This is a genomic window from Streptomyces saintjeani (genome assembly GCF_055409605.1).
The window spans coordinates 2,545,862-2,569,023 of the sequence record NZ_CP189624.1; the positions used below are offsets into that span (position 1 = coordinate 2,545,862).

Annotated in this window: 22 protein-coding genes and 1 riboswitch; of the genes, 6 read left to right on the plus strand and 16 right to left on the minus strand. The window is 69.1% G+C overall.

Going from position 1 to position 23,162, the window contains the following annotated elements; all coding sequences use genetic code 11:
* Positions 1-56: 56 nt before the first annotated feature.
* From ACQCO7_RS11350 to ACQCO7_RS11365, 4 genes are all read right to left on the minus strand, one after another.
* Positions 57-1,076 (minus strand): C40 family peptidase, encoded by a 1,020-nt coding sequence (locus tag ACQCO7_RS11350; protein ID WP_464071705.1) that lies wholly within the window; start codon positions 1,074-1,076, stop codon positions 57-59.
* Positions 1,077-1,285: 209 nt separating this feature from the next.
* A complete protein-coding gene (locus tag ACQCO7_RS11355; protein ID WP_464071706.1) occupies positions 1,286-2,326 on the minus strand; it encodes a C40 family peptidase in 1,041 nt (346 codons plus the stop codon).
* A 213-nt stretch (positions 2,327-2,539) separates the two neighbouring features.
* Positions 2,540-3,880, minus strand: a complete 1,341-nt coding sequence (locus tag ACQCO7_RS11360; RefSeq protein ID WP_464071707.1) for an NYN domain-containing protein — start codon at positions 3,878-3,880, stop codon at positions 2,540-2,542.
* Positions 3,881-3,917: 37 nt separating this feature from the next.
* Positions 3,918-4,157 carry a hypothetical protein gene (locus ACQCO7_RS11365; RefSeq protein WP_010357226.1) on the minus strand — a complete coding sequence of 80 codons (240 nt, stop codon included), beginning with the start codon at positions 4,155-4,157 and terminating at the stop codon, positions 3,918-3,920.
* 155 nt (positions 4,158-4,312) lie between these two features.
* Here ACQCO7_RS11365 and ACQCO7_RS11370 point away from each other — a divergent pair, with 155 nt between their 5' ends.
* Together ACQCO7_RS11370 and ACQCO7_RS11375 are read left to right on the plus strand one after the other, a co-directional pair.
* Entirely contained in the window at positions 4,313-5,020 is a 708-nt protein-coding gene (locus ACQCO7_RS11370) for a rhomboid family intramembrane serine protease (RefSeq protein WP_464071708.1), read from the plus strand.
* Positions 5,017-5,298, plus strand: coding sequence for an Lrp/AsnC family transcriptional regulator (locus tag ACQCO7_RS11375; RefSeq protein ID WP_010357228.1), 282 nt, complete (start codon positions 5,017-5,019; stop codon positions 5,296-5,298). The genes ACQCO7_RS11370 and ACQCO7_RS11375 overlap by 4 nt, the downstream gene beginning before the upstream one ends.
* Here ACQCO7_RS11375 and ACQCO7_RS11380 read toward each other — a convergent pair.
* The 6 genes from ACQCO7_RS11380 to ctaE form a co-directional block, all read right to left on the minus strand.
* A complete protein-coding gene (locus tag ACQCO7_RS11380) occupies positions 5,295-6,638 on the minus strand; it encodes an aminotransferase class V-fold PLP-dependent enzyme (protein WP_464071709.1) in 1,344 nt (447 codons plus the stop codon). The genes ACQCO7_RS11375 and ACQCO7_RS11380 overlap by 4 nt on opposite strands.
* A 41-nt stretch (positions 6,639-6,679) precedes the next feature.
* Positions 6,680-6,796: riboswitch (SAM riboswitch) on the minus strand.
* Between the two features lie 180 nt (positions 6,797-6,976).
* A complete protein-coding gene (gene trpD / locus ACQCO7_RS11385) occupies positions 6,977-8,041 on the minus strand; it encodes an anthranilate phosphoribosyltransferase (protein WP_464071710.1) in 1,065 nt (354 codons plus the stop codon).
* Positions 8,042-8,182: 141 nt separating this feature from the next.
* Entirely contained in the window at positions 8,183-9,823 is a 1,641-nt protein-coding gene (gene qcrB / locus ACQCO7_RS11390) for a cytochrome bc1 complex cytochrome b subunit (RefSeq protein WP_464071711.1), read from the minus strand.
* A complete protein-coding gene (qcrA, locus tag ACQCO7_RS11395; protein ID WP_409114679.1) occupies positions 9,820-10,878 on the minus strand; it encodes a cytochrome bc1 complex Rieske iron-sulfur subunit in 1,059 nt (352 codons plus the stop codon). The genes qcrB and qcrA overlap by 4 nt, the downstream gene beginning before the upstream one ends.
* Positions 10,875-11,687: a cytochrome bc1 complex diheme cytochrome c subunit gene (qcrC, locus tag ACQCO7_RS11400; RefSeq protein WP_464071712.1), complete on the minus strand. Its 813-nt coding sequence runs from the start codon at positions 11,685-11,687 to the stop codon at positions 10,875-10,877. The genes qcrA and qcrC overlap by 4 nt, the downstream gene beginning before the upstream one ends.
* Positions 11,688-11,766: 79 nt before the next feature.
* Entirely contained in the window at positions 11,767-12,387 is a 621-nt protein-coding gene (gene ctaE / locus ACQCO7_RS11405; RefSeq protein ID WP_409114680.1) for an aa3-type cytochrome oxidase subunit III, read from the minus strand.
* A 166-nt stretch (positions 12,388-12,553) separates the two neighbouring features.
* Here ctaE and ACQCO7_RS11410 point away from each other — a divergent pair, with 166 nt between their 5' ends.
* Positions 12,554-12,955 carry a response regulator gene (locus tag ACQCO7_RS11410; protein ID WP_464071713.1) on the plus strand — a complete coding sequence of 134 codons (402 nt, stop codon included), beginning with the start codon at positions 12,554-12,556 and terminating at the stop codon, positions 12,953-12,955.
* A 78-nt stretch (positions 12,956-13,033) separates the two neighbouring features.
* Here ACQCO7_RS11410 and ACQCO7_RS11415 read toward each other — a convergent pair whose 3' ends face one another.
* The 4 genes from ACQCO7_RS11415 to ctaC all read right to left on the minus strand — a co-directional run bounded on the left by ACQCO7_RS11415 (position 13,034) and on the right by ctaC (position 17,533).
* Positions 13,034-14,299: a L,D-transpeptidase gene (locus ACQCO7_RS11415; protein ID WP_464071714.1), complete on the minus strand. Its 1,266-nt coding sequence runs from the start codon at positions 14,297-14,299 to the stop codon at positions 13,034-13,036.
* 152 nt (positions 14,300-14,451) lie between these two features.
* Positions 14,452-14,850, minus strand: a complete 399-nt coding sequence (locus ACQCO7_RS11420) for a cytochrome c oxidase subunit 4 (protein ID WP_464071715.1) — start codon at positions 14,848-14,850, stop codon at positions 14,452-14,454.
* Entirely contained in the window at positions 14,847-16,577 is a 1,731-nt protein-coding gene (gene ctaD, locus ACQCO7_RS11425) for an aa3-type cytochrome oxidase subunit I (RefSeq protein ID WP_409114684.1), read from the minus strand. The genes ACQCO7_RS11420 and ctaD overlap by 4 nt, the downstream gene beginning before the upstream one ends.
* Positions 16,574-17,533, minus strand: a complete 960-nt coding sequence (gene ctaC, locus ACQCO7_RS11430) for an aa3-type cytochrome oxidase subunit II (protein ID WP_464071716.1) — start codon at positions 17,531-17,533, stop codon at positions 16,574-16,576. The genes ctaD and ctaC overlap by 4 nt, the downstream gene beginning before the upstream one ends.
* A 277-nt stretch (positions 17,534-17,810) precedes the next feature.
* Here ctaC and ACQCO7_RS11435 point away from each other — a divergent pair, with 277 nt between their 5' ends.
* Positions 17,811-19,133: an aminotransferase class V-fold PLP-dependent enzyme gene (locus ACQCO7_RS11435; RefSeq protein WP_464071717.1), complete on the plus strand. Its 1,323-nt coding sequence runs from the start codon at positions 17,811-17,813 to the stop codon at positions 19,131-19,133.
* Between the two features lie 20 nt (positions 19,134-19,153).
* On the opposite strand, the gene ACQCO7_RS11440 is transcribed toward ACQCO7_RS11435, so the two are convergent.
* Complete coding sequence (locus ACQCO7_RS11440; RefSeq protein ID WP_464071718.1) at positions 19,154-20,128, minus strand: carbohydrate kinase family protein; 975 nt, start codon at positions 20,126-20,128, stop codon at positions 19,154-19,156.
* A 131-nt stretch (positions 20,129-20,259) separates the two neighbouring features.
* Between ACQCO7_RS11440 and ACQCO7_RS11445 the strand changes: the two genes are divergently transcribed.
* Together ACQCO7_RS11445 and ACQCO7_RS11450 are read left to right on the plus strand one after the other, a co-directional pair.
* Positions 20,260-20,472, plus strand: a complete 213-nt coding sequence (locus ACQCO7_RS11445) for a hypothetical protein (RefSeq protein WP_464071719.1) — start codon at positions 20,260-20,262, stop codon at positions 20,470-20,472.
* Between the two features lie 132 nt (positions 20,473-20,604).
* The gene (locus ACQCO7_RS11450; protein WP_464071720.1) at positions 20,605-22,509 is read left to right on the plus strand and encodes a hypothetical protein; all 1,905 of its coding nucleotides are present in this window, start codon (positions 20,605-20,607) and stop codon (positions 22,507-22,509) included.
* 60 nt (positions 22,510-22,569) lie between these two features.
* Here ACQCO7_RS11450 and ACQCO7_RS11455 read toward each other — a convergent pair whose 3' ends face one another.
* Entirely contained in the window at positions 22,570-22,926 is a 357-nt protein-coding gene (locus ACQCO7_RS11455) for an iron-sulfur cluster assembly accessory protein (protein WP_031487357.1), read from the minus strand.
* Positions 22,927-23,162 lie beyond the last annotated feature (236 nt).

Genomic DNA, 23,162 nt, shown 5'->3' on the forward strand with positions numbered 1-23,162 from the left:
CCGCACCGACCACCACACACGACCCGCACCCGCCGTCCGACGGAATGCGGCACCCTCTACGGCCGCGTGACCGAAGACACCGGCATCATCCCCACCGGGTCGTACCGGACCGGCGCCCCCGGATACGGCGCATGGATCACCTGCCCGTTGCCCACATACATCCCCACATGACTCGCGTCGGACCGGTACGTCACGATGTCCCCCGGCTGAGCCTGCGACAACGGCACCCGCCGCCCCGCATGGGCCTGCGCCTGGGACGTACGCGGCAGCGAGACCCCCGCCTGCCCGTACGACCACTGCATGAGCCCGGAACAGTCGAACCCGGAAGGCCCACTGGCCCCCCACACATAGGGCCGCCCCAACGCGGAGCGCGCCGCCGCCACCGCCGCGGCGGCCCGAGCGGAGGACGCCTGCCCCCCGCCGAGGAACGGCATGTCCTCGCGCCCGGACCGCGACACCCGGTCATAGCCGGCGCGCTCCGACGGCGAGAGGGAGTTCAGCAGCTCCCGCGCCCGCGCCAACTTCCGCTCGACCGTCCGCTTGTGGGACGCGACGGCCCGACGGTTCTTCTCCAGCTCCCCGAGCTTCCCGGCCGCCTCGGCCCGCTCCTGGGCCAACTCCCGCATGGCGGACTGAAGTTCACGAAGCTCCCCGGCCTGATGGACGGTGAGCCGGTCGAGGGTGGCGGCCTTGTCGAGGTATTCGTCGGGATCGTCGGAGAAGAGGAGCGCGATGGAGGGATCGAGCCCCCCGGCCCGGTACTGGGCCCCGGCGAGCGCCCCGAGCCGCTCCCGCATGGAGTTGATCCGCTCCTGCTGCCGGGCGATGGCGTCCTGCGCCCCGCTCACCTCGTGCCGCAGCCGATCGGCCCGCTCGTCGGCCTTGTTGTACGCCTCGGTGGCCTGCTCGGCCTCGGTGTACAGCCGGTCGACCTCGGCCCGGGTACCCCCGGAGGGCGCCGCCTGGGCGGCGGGAACCACCCCCAGGGCAGCCGCCGCGGCGGACAGCGCGCACAGCGCCGCCCCCGCCCCCCTGTTGAACCCGGACGCCGGTGCAACGCTGCGATGGGACCCCACGGGAAGCCGCACTCCTTCCGCTGACGGACGAGGAAACGCGGCAGACAGTAGCCCTGCGGGAAGGGGGTGGCCAAAGACCCGGAACGGACACGGACGGTGACGTCCCGGCCCAGACGCAGGTCATGGCCGGGACGGACGGTCAGCGCGGACGCCGGGAATCCACTCGTTCGGGGGGACTGTCAGAGGGGGTGTGTCGCAGGCTGGGAGCCTCAGACGCGCACGCCGAACATGAACGGCCCGCCGATGGTGCTCATCGACTCGTAGCGGACGACGGTCCCGGTGCGCGGTGCGTGGATGATCTGCCCGTTGCCCGCGTAGAGCCCGACGTGGTGGAGGTCGTTGAAGAAGAAGACCAGGTCGCCGACGCGCAGGTCGCCGGCGTTGTAGATGCGGGTCCCGATGTTGGCCTGGGACTCCGAGGTGCGCGGAATGGAGACGCCGGCCTGCCCGTAGGCCCAGGAGGTGAGCCCGGAGCAGTCGAACGTGGCCATACCGGCCGTACCGTAGCCGTACGGCTTGTTCAGCTGGGTCTGCGCGGCGGCGAACGCGGCGCCGGCCCGGCCGGACGCGGAGCCGACGTTGCCGAGGTCCACGCGCTCGCCGGCGTCACGGCTGGCACGGCTCTCCTGCTCGTTCAGCGCGGCCTTCTCAGCGGCGGTGAGGGAGTTGAGGAGCTTCTGCGCGTCGGAGAGCTTGCCCTGCACCTCGCGCTTCTTCTTGGAGAGCTGGGCGCGGGTCGAGGAGAGGTCGGCGAGCTTCTCGGAGGCTTCGGCGCGCTGCTGGGCGAGCTGGCGCTGCTTCTCCTGGATCTTCTTCAGCGCCTCGACCTGCTGGGCGCTGAGCTGGTCCTGGGTGGAGGCGCGGTCCAGGAAGCTGTCCGGGTCGGAGGAGAGGAAGAGCTGGACGGAGGAGTCGATGTTCCCGGTGCGGTACTGGGCGGCAGCCGCCATGCCTATGGAGTCGCGGAGCTTGTTCAGCTCGTCCTGGCCCCGGGCGACGTTGTCCTGGATGGTGGAGATCTCCTTCTGGAGCTTCCCCGCCTTCTCCTCGGCGCCGTTCATGGCCTCGGTGGCCTGCTCCGCCTCTTCGTAGAGCTTGTCGACCTTCGACTTGACCTCGTCCTTCGTCGGCTTCTCGCTCGGCGCCGCGTTCGCGGAGTTGGCGCTGAGCGCGACGGCCGCGGCAGCCGCGGTGGTCAGCAGGGTCACGCGCGTGCGCGACGGCGGCTTGGGTCGACGGTGGGACGCCACGGAGACAGGCTCCTTCTCTTGACCGATCACCCCGTACAGCCGATCGATCGCCCAGTTGACCGATCGCTCGTGCGGAGGTTCGAACCGAGACCCTAGTGACCCGACTGTGATCAGTTCAAATCCTGTGGCGTAAAAAAGCGGTCGCGCAACGCATAATTTGCAATCAACCAACAGGCGGTGACGCCAAGTTGACCCTCTGTGGAGGTACGGGGCTCAGGACAGCCGCTTCAGCAGCATCGCCGAAGCCACCGGCCGCGCCCCGGCCTTGGCGACGCCGTCGGCCACCTCCCGGTCGGTGGAGGCGACGATGACGGGTCTGCCGGGCGGCTCCGCGCGCACCAGCTGGCGGATCAGCTCGTCGGCGGTGACGCCGGGTTTCGAGAACAGGACGCGGACGCCCCTCGGCGGTGCGAGCAGGACGGGCGCGGCGAGTTCGGCGCCGTCGAAGACACAGGTCACCTCGGCGCCGGTCTGCGCGGCGAGCGCGGAGAGCTGGCCGAGGAGGCGCAGCCGCTGCTTCTCCAGCGGCATCTGGGGGTAGCCGGTCTTGGTGACGTTGTAGCCGTCGACCACCAGGTGTGCCTGAGGCAGCGCGAGCAACTGATCGAGAATGGCCGGATCGTGCTCCGACAGGGCGCGCGCGGCGATGTCCTTCGGCGTCATCCGGCCGGGTTCGACGGCGTCGACGGTCTCGGCGGGCCGTACGGACACGGGGGGCAGCGCGAGTTCGCGGCGCAGGCCCTGGGTGGCTTCGAGGACGGTGTCCAGCAGGAGCCGTACGCGCATGTCCTCGACGCTGCGGCCCTCGCGGGCGGCGCGGCGGCTGGCCTCCAGGGCGGCCTCGACCTCGCCGAGCCGCGACTTGAGGCGCCGGGTCTCGCTCTCGGCGGCGGACACCTGGGCGCCCGTCTCGGCGCGGACGGCCTCGATCTCGCCCTGGAGCTTGCGCTGGGCGGCCTCGCCGCGCTTGACGTCGCTGAGGGCGGAGCGCAGCTTGCGGTGCGCGGCCTCCGCCTCCCGCTTGGCGGCGTCGAGTTCCTGCCGCAGGCGTTCCGTCTCGGCCTTGACCTGGCCCCGCGCGTGCGCCAGCTCCTCGCGCAGGCGCTCCAGTTCGGCGCGGCTCTCCTCGTCGGCGCGTTCGGCGTCGGCGCGCTGGGCCTCCTCGCCGGCGGCGGTGACGAGCTTGACCCAGCCGGTGGGGCGCAGCACGTAGGCCGCCGCCGCCACGTCCAGCGGGTCGGCGGCCGGGGGCGGCGAACCGGAGTCGAGGGCGCCGGTGAGTTCCGGCTGGGCCTCTCTGAGCTTCTCCCCGATGCGCTGGCGGAACAGCGCGTCGGTCTCCAGCGCGGAGGCCATCGCGTTCCCGGCGAACTTGGTCCGGCGGTTCGGCGCGAACCGGGCGTACTGCCGCAGCTGTGCGGGCAGTTCGGCGAGGGTCAGGCCGCCGAAGCCGTCCGACACGATCTGCACGACCCTGCGGCGCACCCCGTCGGGCAGGGGGCGGTCGAGCACCTCGGCGGCGCCGTCGCCCGGCTCGCCCGTGGTCTCCGCCATCCGTCACACCCCACTTGCCGTGCGGGGCCGCTCCCTCTCAGGAGTCGGCGCCCGGCCTGTCCACGAGTTCCACCGAATCGACTGCGTTGCACCAGCGGCAGCGCACCGACTCGATGGTCTCACTGACCACCTCGCGCTCCTCGACCTTCGGCTCTCCGGCCAGGTCGAGATGGACGTACTCGACGACCTTCGAGGAGCGGGTCACGTCGAACCGGGTGAGGTTTCCGCAGAGGGTGCAGCGCCACCGGGTGGTGGCGGTCGGCAGGGTAACCGTCATCGGAACCGTCCGCTCCTTTTCTGGGCCGTGCGCCGGGGGCGTGCCCCGATGCGTGTGGCCGTAACCCTACGGCCTGCCGGGGACCCGTCGCCCGCCCGTCCGTGGCGGCGAGGCGATATCGGCCGTTGTATCCGCTTGCGTCATGCTCTGTAGCCATGATCGACAGGTGGCGACCCGCCGCGCCGGTGACGTACGGACTGATCGCGCTGTGCTGCGCCGTCTTCGTCCTCGGGCCCGCGTCGGGGCTCAATCCCTCGTACGGCTCCGGCGAGGCGCTGGTCGCGGCGCAGCGGGCGTACTACCACCGCTGGGGGGTCGTGCCCGCCGGCCTCTTCGAGGGGTCGGCGCGGGCCGCGCTCACTCCGCTGACCGCGCTGTTCGTGCACGGCGGCTGGGTCCATCTGCTCGGCAACATGCTCTTCCTCTACGTCTTCGGGGCGATGACCGAGGAACGCATGGGGCGCGTCGAGTTCACCCTCTTCTACACCGGCTGCGGCTGCCTCGCCCTCCTGGGGTACGCGGCTGCCCACGCCGACTCCGCACAGTCCCTCGTGGGGGCGTCCGGAGCGATCTCGGCCGTCCTCGGGGCCTTCCTCTACCTCTTCCCCCGGGCGCGCGTCACCAGTCTTCTGCCGTTCCTCTTCTTCCTCCCCCTGCGCTTCCCCGCCTGGCTGGTCCTCCCCTTCTGGGCGGCCCTCCAGTGGCTCGCCGCGAACCACGCCGCCGACGGCCCCGGCGTCGCCTACCTCGCCCACGTCGTGGGCTTCACGCTCGGGTTCCTGTACGCGTGGGCGCGATTCACCCGTACGACTACAGTTGGGGCCGCCCCAGCACGCGTCCCCGAGGGAGAGAACCAGCCGTGATCACCGCGATCGTCCTGATCAAGACCAGCGTGGACCGGATTCCGGAGATCGCCGAGGAGATCGCCTCCCTGGAGAGCGTGAGCGAGGTGTTCTCGGTGACCGGGACGTACGACCTCATCGCGATGGTCCGGGTGCGGGAGCACGAGGATCTGGCCGACGTCATCCCCGGGCGGATCAGCAAGATCCCCGGCGTGGAGGCGACGGACACGCACGTCGCGTTCCGGACGTACTCCCAGCACGACTTGGAGGCCGCGTTCGCGATCGGCCTGGACTCCTAGGCAGCCGGCACGCAGCGGCCGTTCTCCGTCCGGTACGTCAGCTTCGCGCCCAGCGTCACCAGTTCGCGCACGGCCGCCACGAAGCGCTCCACGTGCTCGTCCGGGGTTCCCGCGCCGAAGCTCACGCGGATCGCGTTCAGGGACGTCGCCCCGCCGCACTCCCCCGCCCGCGCCGCCGTCGCGCCCAGGAGGCGGTCGACGAGGGGGTGCGCGCAGAACAGGCCGTCGCGGACGCCGATGCCGTACTCGGCGGAGAGGGCGGCGGCGAAGTGGGAGCTGTTCCAGCCGTCCACCACGAAGGAGAGGACGCCCACGCGGGGGGCGTCGTCGCCGAAGAGGGACAGGACGCGGACCTGGGGGACGTCCGCGAGGCCCGCGCGGACCGTGCGGATCAGGTGGTGCTCGCGGGCCACGAGGCTGTCGAAGCCCTCCTCCGTCAGCGCCCTGCACGCGGAGGCGATCGCGTAGGCGCCGATCACGTTCGGGGAGCCGGCCTCGTGGCGGGCCGCGTTCTCGTGCCACTCCACCTCGACCGAGCCGTCCGCGGCGCGGCTCACCCTGCGGCTGGCGCCGCCGCCCGCGAGGTACGGCTCGGCCGCGTGCAGCCAGTCCGTACGGCCCGCGAGGACGCCCGCGCCGAAGGGGGCGTACAGCTTGTGGCCGGAGAACGCGATCCAGTCGACGTCCAGGTCCTTCACCGACACGGGGTGGTGCGGGGCGAGCTGGGCCGCGTCCAGGACGATACGGGCGCCGTGCGCGTGCGCCGTCGCCGTCAGCTCGCGGACCGGCCACAGTTCGCCGGTGACGTTCGAGGCGCCGGTCACGCAGACGAGGGCGGGGGCCGTGGTGTCGCGGGCCGCCAGGGCCCGGCCGAGCGTCGCCACCGCCTCCTCGGGGGTGCGGGGGGCGTCCAGGTACGTCACGTCCCGGTGCTGCCAGGGGAGCAGGGACGCGTGGTGCTCGGTCTCGAAGACGTACACCTGGCAGTTCGCGGGGACCGCGCGCGCCAGCAGGTTCAGGGAGTCCGTCGTCGAGCGCGTGAAGATCAGCTCGTCGTCCTCGCGGCAGTCCAGGAACTCCGCGACCGTCCTGCGCGCGGCCTCGAAGAGGTCCGTGGAGAGCTGGGAGAGGTAGCCGGCGCCGCGGTGGACGCTGCCGTAGTACGGGGCGTACGCGGCGACGTCGTCCCAGACGCGCTGGAGGGCGGGGGCGCTGGCCGCGTAGTCGAGGGCCGCGTAGGTGACCTCGCCGCCGGTGACGAGGGGGACGGTGACGTCCCGGCCCAGCACGTCCAGGGGTGCGCAGAGGGTCTGCTCGGAGGCGCGCGTGATGACGGACATGGGGAAGTCTCCTCGACGACCAGGACCCCCGGTCTCAGGAGGGTCCGCGCTTGCCGAGGACCTTGCTGCCCACGGCCTGGTCTTCACCCGGGGCACCCCGCCACGGACGGAGGGTTGCCGGACAGTCGGCCGGGGCCTGATGACTGTCACTCATGACCTGGTTCAGAAAGTAGATGAGGTGATCGCGGGGGCGCAAGTTCTGTCCGGATCGCGGGACGCCTAATAGCTCGGGGGGAACTGTGGTGTGGCGGGTGCAGGGCCGTCGTGGTTGATCGCGCAGTTCCCCGCGCCCCTGAAGGACAGGCGGCTGGCGCCGCCTTGTCCTTCGGGGCGGTCCCCTACTTGTTCGTCGCCGCTACCCAGCGTTCCAGCGTCCTCTTCGCCTCGCCCGAGTCGATCGACTCCGCCGCCTTCGCCATGCCCTCCCGGAGCTGCTCGGCGAGGGTGCCCGTACCGGGGTTCAGGGCCACCAGGGCCGCTGCCGAGTTGAGGAGGACCGCGTCTCTGACCGGGCCCTTCTCGCCGTCGAGGAGGTTGCGGGCCACCTCGGCGTTGTACGCGGGGTCCGCGCCTCGGAGTGCCTCGATGGGGACCAGGCCGATGCCCACGTCCCGGGGGTCGAAGCTCTCCTCCGTGACCTTGTTGTCCCGGACCACCCAGACCCGGGAGGTCGACGTGGTCGTCAGTTCGTCGAGGCCGTCGTCTCCCCGGAAGACCAGGGAGGAGTTGCCCCGGTCCGCCAGGACGCCCGCGATCATCGGGGCCATGCGGGGGTCCGCCACCCCTACCGCCTGGGACTTCACCCGGGCCGGGTTCGTGAGGGGGCCCAGCGCGTTGAAGACCGTACGGATGCCCAACTGGCCTCGGGCGGCGGCGACATGACGCAGCGCCGGGTGGAACTTCACCGCGAAGCAGAAGGTGATGCCCGCCTCCTCGGCGACCTCCGCGACCCGCTTGGGCGTCAGTTCCAGGTTGACGCCCAGCTTCTCCAGGACGTCCGAGGCACCCGACGACGAGGACGCCGCCCGGTTGCCGTGCTTGACGACCTTCGCCCCCGTGCCGGCGACGACCAGCGCGGACATCGTCGAGATGTTGACCGTCTTCGCGCCGTCCCCGCCCGTGCCGACGATGTCGACCGTACGGCCGGACACCTCGATCGTGTTGGCGTGCTCGTACATCGCCCGGACGACCCCGGTGATCTCCTCGACCGTCTCGCCCTTGGCCCGCAGCGCCACCACGAACCCGGCGATCTGCGCGTCCGTGGCCTCGCCGCGCATGATGCGGTCCATGGCCCACGCGGTCGCGTCGGCGCTCTGGTCGTGCCCGGAGAGCAGCGCGTTGAGGACGGAGGGCCAGGAACGGCCCGCCGCGGTGTCGCCTCCAGCGGGGGTCACAGCGCTCATACGGCCGCTCCTGAGAGTCGTAAACCTAGGTTTGTTCGGTGTCGCCCCACCCTATCCAGCCCCGGGTAGCGCGAAGGCCCCGTCCGGGGTTCGGACGGGGCCTTCTGTGGCGACTTTCCCGGGCTCTACCCGGGGCTGGGATCAGTGGTGGCCGTGGCCGCTCGTGATCTCCTTGTACTCGTCGACGGTCGGCTTGGCGATCTGGCTGTCCTCGCCGTAGTACGACTCGCTGAGCTTGGCGCGGAGCTTCTCCGAGCCCTTGACCTTGCGCTTGACCCCGTTCTCGTCGGTGGTCGCGCCGATCGCGACGGGCTCGTACTGCTCGTGCGCGGTGAGCGTGTGCAGCTGCTCCTGGCTGAGCGGCTCGTGGATCTCGATGAACTCACCGTGCGGCAGGCGCTTGATCGTGCCGGTCTCGCGGCCGTGCAGCACCTTGTCCTTGTCACGGCGCTGGAGGCCGATGCAGATCCGCTTGGTGACGATGAACGCGAGGACCGGGAGGACGAAGAAGCCGATCCGGACGAACCAGGTGATCGCGTTGATGGAGAGGTGGAAGTGGGTGGCCCAGAGGTCGTTCCCACCGCCGATCAGCATCACGAAGTACGCGGTCAGCCAGGCCACACCGAACCCGGTGCGGGTCGGGGTGTTGCGCGGCCGGTCCAGGATGTGGTGTTCGCGCTTGTCGCCGGTGACCCAGGCTTCGATGAAGGGGTAGACGGCGATGGCGACGAGCACCAGCGGGAAGATCACGATCGGGATGAACACGCCCAGGACGAGCGTGTGGCCCGCGAAGTTGATCTCCCAGCCCGGCATCACGCGGACCAGACCCTCGGCGAAGCCCATGTACCAGTCCGGCTGGGCGCCCGTGGACACCTGGTCGGGACGGTAGGGGCCGATGGCCCAGATCGGGTTGATCTGCGCGATGGCCGCGATGACCGCGATGACGCCGAAGACCAGGAAGAAGAACCCGCCGGCCTTCGCCATGTACACGGGCAGCAGGGGCATGCCGACGACGTTGTTGTTCGTCTTGCCGGGACCCGCGAACTGCGTGTGCTTGTGGTAGAAGACCAGGATCAGGTGGGCCACCATCAGGCCGAGCATGATGCCCGGCAGCAGCAGGATGTGGACCGAGTAGAACCGGGCCACGAAGTCGCCGCCGGGGAACTCCCCGCCGAAGATGAAGAACGACAGGTACGTGCCGACCACGGGGATCGACAGCAGCACGCCCTCGATGAACCGCACACCGGTACCCGACAGCAGGTCGTCGGGGAGCGAGTAGCCGGTGAAGCCGGTGAACAGCGACAGCACCAGCAGCAGCCAGCCGAACAGCCAGTTGACCTCGCGCGGCTTGCGGAACGCGCCCGTGAAGAAGACGCGCATCATGTGGATCATCATCGCGGCGACGAAGATCAGCGCCGCCCAGTGGTGGATCTGGCGGATGAGCAGACCGCCGCGCACCTCGAACGAGATGTGCATGGTCGAGGCGAACGCCTCGCTCATCAGCTGTCCCTGGAGCGGGACGTACGGGCCGTGGTACTCCACCTCGTTCATCGACGGGTGGAAGAACAGCGTCAGATACACACCCGTGAGGATGATGATGATGAAGCTGTACATGCAGATCTCGCCCAGCATGAACGACCAGTGGTCGGGGAAGATCTTGCGCATGTTGGCCTTGGCGAGGGAGTAGATCCCCAGCCGGCCGTCGGCCCAGTCGGCGACGCGCTCGCCGGCCGGTGCCTTCCCGCGTTCGCGGGACTCCTCAGTGGACGTCGTGGTGCTCATCCGCGCTCCCAGAACGAAGGACCGACGGGCTCGTCGAAGTCGCCGAGCGCTTCAAGGTAGCCCTCGTCGTTGACGCCGATGCGCAGCTGCGGCAGGGCGTGGCCGGCGGGGCCGAAGATCACCCGGGCACCGTCGGAGAGGTCGAAGGTGGACTGGTGGCAGGGGCAGAGCGCGTGGTGCGTCTGCTGCTCGTACAGGGAGATCGGGCAACCGACGTGGGTGCAGATCTTCGAGTAGGCCACGATGCCGTCGTGCGACCACTCAAGCTCGCGCTTGTCCTTGATGTTCTCCGGCTGGATCCGGATGATCATCAGGGCCGCCTTGGCGATCTCCGTCTGGAACTCGTGGTCGTGCTCCTCCAGGCCCTCGGGCTTGGCGAAGGTCAGCGACCCGACCGCGACGTCCTCGGGACGCAGCGGCTCGTTCGTGTTCATGTTGACGAGGAGCTTGCCCTTGGCCCACAGCGTGGTGCGCAGCTTGGTGCCGGGCAGCGGGCCGAGGTCGCGCAGCAGGACGACGCCGGAGAGCGGGAACATGGCCAGCGCGCCGAACATCGTGTTGCGGATCAGCTTGCGGCGGCCGAGCGCCGACTCCTTGGCGCCCTGCTTGAAGTCGGCCAGGACCTTGGCCTTGACCTCGGGGGCCGCCTCGATCGGGTGGCGCTCGTCGGCCATCTCCTCGTCGGACATCAGGGTGCGGGCCCAGTGGACCGCGCCCGCGCCGATGGAGAACAGCGCCACGCCCAGGGTCAGGCCCAGCGCGAAGTTCAGCGCGTTGAGGTGCCCGATCGGGAAGACGTAGATCGCCTTGTCGTGCGGGATCGCCACGTACGAGGCGATGAACGCGACGGTGGCCAGCATCGAGACCGTGAAGAGCAGGGCGACCGTACGCTCGGAGCGCTTGGCGGCCCGCTCGTCGATGTCCTGGATACGGTGCTCGTGGGGCGGGAGACCGGGGTCGGCGAACGGGTTCTGCTCGTCCGCGACGTCTACCGCGCCGTGCGCGTGATCCTGCGCTGCCGGCAGGTTCTCTTCTGGAATGTCTTGGCTACTCATGACTTCTTGGCCTTTGCGGTCCGAGCGGCGACCCAGACGGCGACCGCGACGAGCGCGCCGAGGCCGAAGATCCAGGCGAACAGGCCCTCGCTGACCGGGCCGAGGCCGCCCAGCTCCAGGCCGCCGGGGTTCTCGGTCTCGTCACCGTTGACCGCGTTCACGTACGCGATGATGTCCTTCTTGTTCTGCGGCGAGAGCGTCCCGTCGCCGAACGAGGGCATGTTCTGCGGGCCGGTCTGCATGGCCTCGTAGATGTGCTTCGGGTCCACGCCCTCCAGCGTCGGCGCGAACTTGCCCTTCGTCAGGGCGCCGCCCTTGCCGGTGAAGTTGTGGCACTGCGCGCAGTTGGTGCGGAAGAGTTCGCCGCCCTTGGCGATGTCGGCCCCGTCGGGGCCGTACTCCGCCTTCGTCGGGACGGTCGGGCCCGCGCCCAGGGAGGAGATGTACGCGGCGAGCTGGTCGATCTGCGCCTGCGCATAGATGACCTTCTTGCGGGGGACCTGCGCGCCCTGGGAGGTCGCGGCCGGCATACGGCCCGTGCCGACCTGGAAGTCGACGGCGGCGGAGCCCACGCCGACCAGGCTCGGACCGTCCGAGGAGCCCTGACCGCCGGTGCCGTGGCAGCTGGCGCAGCCCACCGCGTAGAGCTTCTTCCCCTCCTCGATGGTCAGGGACTGGGCGGTTTCGTCAGCCTTGGCCTTGTCCGCGGGCGCGAAGGCGGAGTAGAGCGCCCCCGAGCCCAACAGCGCAAGGAGTAGGACGACGAACGCCGCCATGGGATGGCGTCGTCGTGCGGAGAGCTTTTTCACGGATTACCCCGGTGTCAGGATCTTCGGTGTCGATGCGTCTGGATGTGCGTTGCGATAACGCGGGTGGGATCGGACCCGGCTACTTGATCATGTAGATCGTCGCGAAAAGGCCGATCCAGACGACATCGACGAAGTGCCAGTAGTAGGACACGACGATCGCGGCGGTCGCCTGTTCGTGCGTGAACTTCTTGGCCGCGTAGGTACGGCCGAGTACGAAGAGGAAGGCGATCAGACCGCCCGTCACGTGCATACCGTGGAAGCCGGTGGTCAGGTAGAACACCGAGCCGTAGGGGTCGGAGGAGAGCGAGAGGCCCTCGTGCTTGACCAGCTCGGTGTACTCGTAGATCTGGCCGCCGATGAAGACCGCGCCCATCACGAACGTGATGATGAACCAGCCCCGGAGCTTCTTCACGTCACCGCGCTCCGCGGCGAAGACGCCGAGCTGGCAGGTGAGGGAGGAGAGCACCAGGATGGTCGTGTTCGTCGCCGAGAACGGGAAGTTCAGGGCGGACGCCATCTCCTTCCAGTGATCCGGACCGGTCACCGATCGGAGGGTGAAGTACATCGCGAAGAGGGCCGCGAAGAACATCAGCTCGGATGCCAACCAGATGATGGTTCCGACGCTGGTGAGGTTCGGCCGGTTGACCGACGGGTGCGCGTGCCCGGTTTCTGCTGTCGTTGCTGTCGCCACGACCGACATTATGTCGGTCGCTTATCCCGCCCTCACTCCGGGGGGTGCCGTTCGGAGTGTCACCGCCCGCCGAACCGGTGTTGACATGGTGTTCAACGGGGCGTATCCGGGAGTAGCATCCGGCCGGATGGGGCTTTCCGTACGACGCCAGTGTCGCCGAAGTCACGGAGGAACGATGCAGCCGACCGCCACGGTGCTGGTCTACAGCGACGACGCGAACACGCGGGAGCAGGTGAGGCTGGCGGCCGGGCGCCGTCCCGCGCCTGACACTCCGTTGGTGAGCTTTGTGGAGTGTGCGACGGCTCCGGCGGTTGTGCGGGAGCTGGACAAGGGCGGCATCGATGTCGTGGTCCTCGATGGTGAGGCCGCGCCCATGGGGGGCATGGGGTTGTGCCGTCAGTTGAAGGACGAGGTCTTCAACTGTCCGCCGGTGCTGGTGTTGATGGGGCGGCCTCAGGATGCGTGGCTGGCCACGTGGAGCCGTGCGGATGCCGCTGTGACGCTTCCGGTGGAGCCGGTGGAGTTCGCGGGCGCGCTGGCTTCGTTGTTGCGTCAGGGGCGGCTTCAGAGCGCCTAGAGGGGTGGGGGGTTCTGTGGGGGCGCGAGTACCGGTCGTGTGTGGTTGCTCGCGCAGTTCCCCGCGCCCCTAAAAACGTCACACCACCGTCGGTTGCAGTCTTGACGTATCTCCCTGTGGCCCCTTCTTCGTCGTCAACGCGCTTCCCTCCTGCCACTTCTTCCAGGTGACGTTCCAGTCGCCGAAGCCGTTGCCGAAGGGTTCCATCTCGTCGCCGTCGCTGTTGACGACCTTGACCACGTCGCCCTCGCGGACGTTCTCGAAGAACCAGGCGGCGTTGCCGGTGCTCATGCCGGTGCAGCCGTGGGAGACGTTGGCGGAGCCCTGGGAGTCGACGGACCAGGGGGCGGCGTGGACGTACTCGCCCGACCAGGTGACGCGGGTCGCGTAGTAGACCGGGAGGTCGTAGGCGTCGGAGGAGCCCGCGCTGATGCCTACCGTCGTGCCGCGCATGCGGACGTAGTACTCCTTGCCCAGCACCACCTTGACGCCGTTGCGGGTCTCGAAGCCCGGCTTGCCCGTGGTGACGGGGATGGAGTTGATCTCCTCGCCGTTCTTGTAGACGGTCATCCAGTGGGACGAGGCGTCCGTCACGGCCACGACCTTGTCGCCGATCTTGAGGTTCAGGTCCTTCGTCCTCGTGCCCCAGAGCCGGTCGCCGATCTTGATGCCGTCGAGGAAGCTGTGCGCGCGGATGCGGGCCTGCGCGGGCCAGTAGTCCTTGGGGCGGTAGTGCAGCTCCTTGGAGTCGACCCAGTGCCAGGCGCCCGGCACGGAGGGCGTGGAGTCGACCTTGAGCGCGCGTTCGACGACGGAGCGCTGTGCGGGGTCCTTGACGGGCTGGCTGAGCGTGGCGGTGATGGGCTGGCCCACGCCGTACGTACCCGCGTCGGGGCCGAAGGTGACGTCGAGCCGCTTCTTGGAGACCGGCGCCCCCGTGTCGAACGTGAGGACCCGGCGCCCCGGCGCCCCGTCGTCGTCCTCGGTGCTCACACGGACCGTGTAGTGGGCATTGGCGGCCAGCGGCTCCGTGGAGTGCCACCGGCGCCCGTCGGCGGCGAGTTCGCCCGCGACGAAGCGTCCTGAGCCGTCGACGGCGGTGACGTCCGTGAGGGGCCCCTCGGAGTCCTTGACGGTGATCTCCAGCGGCTTGTCCGGGTCGGCCTTGTGCCCGGCGTCGGGGAGGCCCGCGAACACGACCTGGTCGGTCGCGTCGTACGGCCGCGAGGCGAGCGGGTGTCCGCCCGAGCCGCAGGCGGCGGCGCCCACGACCAGAGCGCTCACCAGCAGGGTGCAGCGGACGACTGTGGCGGGGCGGGGCGTCGTACGGTTCGGGTGGTTCATGGCTTCACGCTAGGAACCCCGACCCGACCCGGCGCGGTGGGTCACTCGGACGAGGGACACGGCGTCCGGCGAACGGGGACGTGCGTTACGGCGAACGTGTGAGGCCGGACGCTCCTGACGGAGTGTCCGGCCTCGACGGCACAGCGGTGGTGTTACTGCGTGCGGTTCTCACCGCGGTAGTACTCGAAGACCCAGCCCCACAGCCCGACGAGGAGCAGCGGCACCGAGAAGTACAGCAGCCACCAGCCGACCGCGACCCCCAGGAAGGCGAGGGCGCCGCCGACGGCCAGGGACAGCGGCTGCCAGCTGTGCGGGGAGAAGAACCCGATCTCGCCGGCGTCGTCCGCGACGTCCGCTTCCTTGTTGTCCTGTGCGCCCGTGTCGACCCGCCTGGCCGTGAAGCCGAGGTAGAAGCCGACCATGATGCACAGGCCGAAGGCGAGGAAGAGGGCCGTCGTACCGGCCGGCTCCTTCGACCAGACGCCATAGACGATCGCCATGGCGAGGACGAAGACGCTCAGCCAGATGAACATCTTGCCTTGGACCTTCACTTGCCGGCCTCCTTGCCGCCCGCGATGGCACCGGCGTGCGCGTGCTCCAGCTGCTGCTGTTCGAGCGCGACGATCTCGGGGTGGTGCAGGTCGAACGCCGGGGATTCACTGCGGATCCGCGGCAGGGTGAGGAAGTTGTGGCGCGGCGGCGGGCAGGAGGTCGCCCACTCCAGCGAACGGCCGTAGCCCCACGGGTCGTCGACCTCGACCTTCTTGCCGTACTTGGCGGTCTTCCACACGTTGTAGAAGAACGGCAGGATCGACAGGCCGAGGACGAACGAGCTGATCGTGGAGATGGTGTTCAGCGCGGTGAAGCCGTCGGCCGCGAGGTAGTCGGCGTACCGGCGCGGCATGCCCTCGGCGCCCAGCCAGTGCTGGACGAGGAACGTGCCGTGGAAGCCGATGAACAGCGTCCAGAAGGTGATCTTGCCGAGCCGCTCGTCGAGCATCTTGCCCGTCATCTTCGGCCACCAGAAGTGGAAGCCGGAGAACATCGCGAAGACGACCGTGCCGAAGACGACGTAGTGGAAGTGGGCCACCACGAAGTACGAGTCGGAGACGTGGAAGTCCATCGGCGGCGAGGCGAGGATGACACCGGTCAGACCACCGAAGGTGAAGGTGATCAGGAAGCCGGTGGCCCACAGCATCGGTGTCTCGAAGGACAGTGAGCCCTTCCACATCGTGCCGATCCAGTTGAAGAACTTCACCCCGGTCGGGACCGCGATGAGGAACGTCATGAACGAGAAGAACGGCAGCAGCACACCGCCGGTGACGTACATGTGGTGCGCCCACACCGTCACCGAGAGACCGGCGATGGCGATGGTCGCGCCGACCAGGCCCATGTAGCCGAACATCGGCTTGCGGGAGAAGACCGGGATGACCTCGGAGATGATGCCGAAGAACGGTAGGGCGATGATGTACACCTCTGGATGGCCGAAGAACCAGAAGAGGTGTTGCCATAGCAACGCACCGCCGTTCGCGGCGTCGAAGACATGCGCTCCGAACTTGCGATCCGCCTCCAGCGCGAACAGCGCCGCCGCCAGGACCGGGAAGGCCAGCAGGACCAGAACGGCCGTCAGCAGCACGTTCCACACGAAGATCGGCATCCGGAACATCGTCATGCCGGGCGCGCGCATGCAGATGATGGTGGTGATGAAGTTGACCGAGCCGAGGATCGTGCCGAAGCCGGAGAAGGCCAGACCCATGATCCACATGTCGGCGCCGATGCCCGGCGAGCGGACCGCGTCCGACAGCGGGCTGTAGGCGAACCAGCCGAAGTCGGCGGCGCCCTGCGGGGTGAGGAAGCCACCGACGGCGATGAGCGAGCCGAACAGGTAGAGCCAGTAGGCGAACATGTTCAGCCGCGGGAAGGCGACGTCGGGGGCGCCGATCTGGAGCGGCATGATCCAGTTCGCGAAGCCCGCGAAGAGCGGCGTCGCGAACATCAGCAGCATGATCGTGCCGTGCATCGTGAACGCCTGGTTGAACTGCTCATTGGACATGAGCTGGAGGCCCGGGCGGGCCAGTTCGGCGCGCATCAGCAGCGCCATGACGCCGCCGATGCAGAAGAAGGCGAAGGACGTGACGAGGTACAGCGTCCCGATCGTCTTGTGGTCGGTGGTGGTGAGCCACTTGACCACGACGTTGCCGGGCTGCTTGCGCCGGACAGGCAGCTCGTTCTCGTACGAGTCGGCCTCGGCACCCTGGGGTTCGTTGAGGATGCTCACAGGTTGTTCGTCTCCCGGTTCTTCTCGTGGGCGGTCTGCTCGATGCCCGCGGGAACGTAACCGGTCTGCCCCTTCTCTACGAGTTCCTTGAGGTGCTGCTCGTAGCGCTCAGGAGAGACGACCTTCACGTTGAACAGCATCCGGGAGTGGTCGACGCCGCAGAGCTCGGCGCACTTGCCCATGAAGGTGCCCTCCCTGTTGGGGGTCACCTGGAAGGCGTTGGTGTGGCCGGGGACGACGTCCATCTTCATCAGGAACGGCACCACCCAGAAGGAGTGGATGACGTCACGCGAAGTCAGAATGAAGCGGACCGTCTTGCCCTTGGGAAGCCAGAGGGTCGGACCGGGGTTGTTGGTCTGCGGGTTCCGCTCACCGGGGACACCGCAGGTGTAGACGCCGCCCGCGTCCGCGGGGAAGTCCTTCTTGAACCGGTCCGGGATCGCGTCCAGGTTCTTGTCGGTCTTGCCGTCGCCGGTGGAACCGGGGACGTTCTCGACGTAGTTGAAGCACCAGCTCCACTGGAACCCGACGACGTTGACCGTGACGTCCGGCTTCTTCTCCAGGCTGAGGAGCTTCGACTCGTCCCGTGCCGTGAAGTAGAACAGGACCGAGACGATGACGATCGGAACGACCGTGTACAGCGCCTCCAGGGGCATGTTGTAACGCGTCTGCGCCGGCACCTGGATCTTGGTGCGGCTGCGCCGGTGGAAGAAAGCACTCCACAGAATCAGGCCCCACACCAGCACGCCGGTAACCAGCGCGGCTGCCCAGGACCCCTGCCACAGGGAGAGGATCCGCGGAGCCTCTTCCGTCGTGGGGGTGGGCATTCCAAGGCGGGGGAAGTCCTTAGATGTGCAACCGGTGGCGGTCGCCAGGACCAGGCCCGCGGTCATTGCCTGGAGCAGCTTCCGCCGCATCGGGCGCCGCGGCGAGCGGTCGGAGCCGTTGGGACTCACGTAGCGCCTTCCCGAGAGTCTCGCCCGCGCGGGTTGGCTGCGGCCTGACTCCGTCGGTGGTCGGTGGCCGGGCGCCGCCCTGCGTCGGGCAGGGGTTTGGATGTTTATGCGGACCAAACCCTAGCCGACGCCCTCCGGGGGTTCGCGGGGAGGGGTGCCTTCTGACTCGGGTGGTTCGCTGGTTTGGCGGGTGCGAGTTGTTTGTGGCTGATCGCGCCCCGCGGCGGAGCCGCTAATAGACACAGCCCCGCGCCCCTGGGGGCGTTAGCGTGGGCCGGTGCCTTTCTTTGACGCCGCTTCCGGTTCTCCGCTTCATCCCGTTGCTCGCCAGGCCCTGTTGGCCTCTCTGGAGGACGGATGGGCTGATCCCGGGAAGCTGTATCGGGAGGGGCGGAAAGCTCGGGTCCTGCTTGATGCCGCCCGCGAGGCAGCCGCTGAGGCTATTGGGTGTCGGGCGGACGAGGTTCGGTTCACCTCCTCCGGGACCCGGGCCGTTCAGGTAGGGATGGCGGGGGTGTTGACGGGGAGGCGGCGCGTCGGGCGTCACCTGATCGTGTCATCCGTCGAGCATTCTTCCGTGCTCCATGTGGCCGAACAGTGGGACGGGGAGGTCACCCAGGTGCCTGTAGGGCGGTTGGGTGCCGTCGGCGTCGAGGCGTATCGGGATGCGCTGCGGTCCGACACCGCGTTGGCCTGTCTACAGGCCGCCAATCATGAGGTGGGGACCGTGCAGCCGGTGGGTGAGGTGGCTGAGGTGTGTGGGGAGGTGCCGTTGCTGGTGGATGCCGCCCAGTCGTTGGGGTGGGGTCCTGTCGAAGAGGGGTGGGCCGTGCTGACCGCCAGTGCCCGGAAGTGGGGCGGGCCCGCGGGAGTCGGGGTGCTCGCCGTGCGGAAGGGGGTGCGGTTCGCGCCTCGGGAGGACGAGGAGTTCGGGAATCTGCCGGCGATCGTCGCGGCAGCGGCTTCGCTGCGGGCCGTGCGGGCCGACGCCGCCGTCGAGGCCGTGCGGGTACGGGAGTTGACCTCGCGGATTCGGGAACGGGTCGCCCTTCTCGTACCTGACGTCGAAGTCGTGGGCGATCCCGGGCTTCGGCTGCCCGGCATCGTCACCTTCTCCTGTCTGTACGTCGACGGCGAGACGCTCCTCCATGAGCTGGACCGCGAGGGGTTCGCCGTCTCGTCGGGGTCGTCGTGCACGAGCGACACGCTGACGCCGAGCCATGTCCTCAAGGCGATGGGGGTGCTGAGCGAGGGGAACGTACGCGTCTCTCTGCCGATGGGCGTGGCGGAGGCGGACGTGGAGAGGTTCCTGGAGGTGCTGCCGGGGGTGGTGGCGGGGGTGCGCGAGAAGCTGGGCGCGGAGGTGACACCGGTTCAGGGGACGGTCGTGGACTCGCTGGGGAAGCGGTGCCCGATTCCGGTGATCGAGCTGGCGAAGACGGTCAGAACGGTGCCGGTGGGGACGGTGGTGACGGTGTTGGCGGACGACGAGGCGGCGCGGCTGGACATCCCGGCGTGGTGCGAGATGACGGGGAATGAGTACGTGGGTGAGGAACCCCAAGAAAAAGGAAGGGCGTACTTGGTCCGTCGGATCAAGTGAACGCCCTTCCTTCCTTCTGCTCAGCTCAGGTGGACCCGCACTTCAGCCGCCGCCTCTTCGCCGTACGCCTTGGCGAACCGCTCCAGGAAGTGGCCCCGCTCCAGCGTGTACTCCTGCGTCCCCACCGTCTCGATGACAAGGGTCGCCAGCATGCACCCGACCTGCGCCGCACGCTCCAGCGAGACCCCCCACACGAGCCCGGACAGGAACCCGGCGCGGAGTGCGTCGCCGACGCCCGTGGGCTCGACCTTGGCCTCCTCCTCGGGGCAGCCGACCTCGATGACCGGCTCGCCGACCCGCTCGATGCGGACGCCGCGCGCGCCGAGCGTGGTCACCCGGTGGCCGACCTTCGCGAGGATCTCCGCGTCCGACAGCCCCGTCTTGGACTCGATGAGCCCCTTCTCGTACTCGTTGGAGAAGAGGTACGTCGCGCCTTCGAGGAGGACGCGGATCTCGGCGCCGTCCATGCGGGCGATCTGCTGGGAGAAGTCCGCGGCGAAGGGGATGCCCCGGCTCCGGCAGTCCTCCGTGTGGCGGAGCATCGCCTCGGGGTCGTCGGCGCCGATGGAGACGAGGTCGATGCCGCCGACCTGGTCGGAGACGGCCTTCAGCTCGATGAACCGCGCCTCGCTCATCGCGCCGGCGTAGAAGGAGCCGATCTGGTTGTGGTCGGCGTCGGTGGTGCACACGAACCGGGCGGTGTGCCGGGTCTCGGAGACGTGCACGCACTGGGTGTCGACGCCGTGCCGGTCCAGCCAGGCACGGTATTCCGCGAAGTCCGAGCCGACCGCGCCGACGAGGACGGGGGCCGTGCCGAGCAGGCCCATGCCGAAGGCGATGTTCGCGGCGACGCCTCCCCTGCGGACCTCCAGCTGGTCCACGAGGAAGGAGAGCGAGACCGTGTGCAGTTGGTCCGCGACGAGCTGGTCGGCGAAGCGGCCGGGGAACGTCATGAGGTGGTCGGTGGCGATGGAGCCGGTGACTGCGATGCGCACGGCGGGGTCTCTCCAGTGGGGGAGGCGATATGACAGTTCACGCTACCCGTTCGGGTGAGGCCACAGAAGCGGGCGAAACTACCCGATAGTAGGGCTTTCCCGTCGAGGTGGATCATGCCTACGGTGCCGCTATGACAACTTTCGACCGGTCCTTGACAACGGCTCCAGCGGACTTCGAGGGCGGCCTCGCGGCGCTGCGCGGGGACTGTGCTCGTATGGTCCCCCACTGGGCCGTTCCCGAGAAGCCAGCCGACCTGCCTATTTCTCCGTCGCGCATCCACGGGGTGACCGTTCCGGCGGCCTCCGCGCGGCTGCTGGACACGATGGCGGAGTACGGCGACTGATCCGGGGCGCGTCCGAGGGGAACCGCGCGCTCCCCCGCTGCGTCCCATCGCTGTCCCCCGTAAAGGGGAGGTGGGGTACGTCCCCGCCTGCCGCCCCCCACGGAACAGTTGCGCAGCAAAAGGAGCGATGCGGTGAACACCGAGCGACCCGACCACGACGGCACCGCGTCACCGACGCCGGAGGAGACGACGGCGGAGGCGGAGACCGAGGCCGGTGAGGCGAAGGCCGAGGCTGAGATCGAGCAGGCCGACGCCGGGCAGCCGGAAGCGGACGACGGGACGACGTCGCTCGCCAAGGCCGGGGACGACGAGAGCGCACCGGACGTCGCCGAGGCGAGCGCCGGTGAGGATGGGGCCGACGACGACCCCGGCCGCATCCACAAGCCCGGCCCGGTCGAGGAGGCTCCCGGCGAGGAGGCTCGCGCGGAGGAGACCCCGGGCGAGGAGCCGCCGGCCGAGCCGGCCCCCGGCGAGGCGGCCCGCGCCGAGGAAGCCCGCGCCGCCACCCCGGACGACGATGTCGTGGTCGAGGACACCGGGCGGATCCGGCGTCTGGGCCCGGTCGAGGAAGTGCCCGTCGACGGTGACGTACACGTCATCGGCACCCCCCGCAAGCGCCGTCCCTCCGCGCTGATCGTGTCCATCGCTGCCGCCGCCGTTCTGCTGGTCGGTGCCGGTGGTGCGCTGATCGCCTCGAACGCGTCCGCCGGGTCGGACGGCGAGAAGGCGGCCGGGGTCCCCGCGCAGAGTGACTCCGACGGCGACGGCACTCCCCCGCCGAACCTCGCGCTGGACGGGTACACCGCGCCGTCCACCGGCGGCGGCAACGGCATCGCGCCCGGTGAGCCGAACCCGTACGGGACGACGTACCAGGCGACCGGCACCCTCCCCGACGGCCCGACGTCCGCGCCCGTCTACTGGGCGACCGGCGAGGTGGACCAGTCGGAGGTCACGCGGCTCGCGAAGGCGCTCGGCGTCGAGGGGACCCCCGTCGTGGAGGGCCCCGCCTGGCGGATCGGCGCCGGTCAGGACGGTACGGGCCCTGTGCTGCGCGTCAACCGCACCGCCCCCGGCATGTGGACCTACATCCGGTACGCCCCCGGCACGGACAACTGCACCGGCATCACGACCTGCGTGAAGCCGGACACCACGACCGACCCCGTCAGCGAGGAGAAGGCCAAGGACGCCGCCGAGCCGGTGCTCAAGGCCGTCGGCCTGGACGACGCGAAGATGGACGCCGGTCAGACCGCCGGCGCGCAGCGCGTCGTCAACGCGGACCCGGTGCTGGGGAAGCTGCCCACGAACGGGTGGACGACCGGGATCACCGTCAACGGTCAGGGTGAAGTCGTCAGCGGCACAGGGCAGTTGGCGGCGCCGGAAAAGGGCGCGTCCTACCCGGTGTTGAGCGCCGCGCGGACGCTGGAACTCCTCAACTCGGCCCAGGGGAACACGCATCGGATGGGTATCGGCGGCTGCGCGACGCCCATGCCGCTGAAGGACCGGCTGGAGCAGCCGTGCAAGAAGGGGACGACGACCGAGGGGCCGAAACAGTCGGTCGCGAAGGTGTCGGGGGCGACGTTCGGGCTCGCCGCGCACACCTCGCAGGGGAAGCAACTCCTCGTGCCGTCCTGGCTGTTCACCGTGGACACCGTCACGCCGTACGTCGTGAGCTACCCGGCGGTCGACCCCAAGTACCTTGCCGGGGAGTCGACTCCGGCACCTTCCTCGCCGGGCAGGTCGATGCCCCGGAACGTGAAGGTCGACGGATACACCGCCTCCGGCAACGAGTTGACCGTGCGGTTCACCGGCGGGGTGTGCGGGGACTACAGCGTGAGCGCGAAGGAGACGGACGCGCAGGTGACCGTCACCGTGACGGAGACGCCGTGGCAGGACAAGGTCTGCATCATGATCGCCAAGGAGTACGACCGGACGGTCACGCTGAAGACGGCGCTGGGTGAGCGGAAGGTCGTGGGGTCGGACGGCGCCGCGCTGCCGATCGTGAAGCCCGGGGCTCGGCTGCCGGAAACGGTGCAGTAACCGCGTACAGAAAAATGGCGGCATCCCCTTCCACAGGGGGTGCCGCCATTTTCGTACCGCCTAGTTGAACGAGTCGCCGCAGGCGCAGGAACCCGTCGCGTTGGGGTTGTCGATCGTGAAGCCCTGCTTCTCGATGGTGTCGACGAAGTCGATGGACGCGCCGCCCAGGTACGGGGCGCTCATGCGGTCGGTGACGACCTTGACGCCGCCGAAGTCCTTGACCACGTCGCCGTCGAGCGAGCGCTCGTCGAAGAAGAGCTGGTAGCGCAGGCCCGAGCAGCCACCGGGCTGGACGGCGACGCGCAGCGCGAGGTCGTCCCGGCCTTCCTGGTCGAGCAGGGCCTTCACCTTGGCCGCGGCGGCGTCACTCAGGATGATGCCGTCGGTGGCGGTGCTGGTCTCGTCCGATACGGACATCTACATCTCTCCCGGGTTGTACGGAGACTGCTTGCCGACGGTTGCAACCGACGGGGTCCCGGATTCATTCCGGGTCTGGCTTTTCTTCTTCATGCTCGCACATGCCTCGCGGCACGGAAAATGCCTCGGCGCGGGGGATCGGGGTGGCCGCAGGGATTCACGTCACATCGACGCTATGACCATCGTCAAAGTGACACTAATCGCGTTATCATAGATAACGTCAGATCGACGAAAAG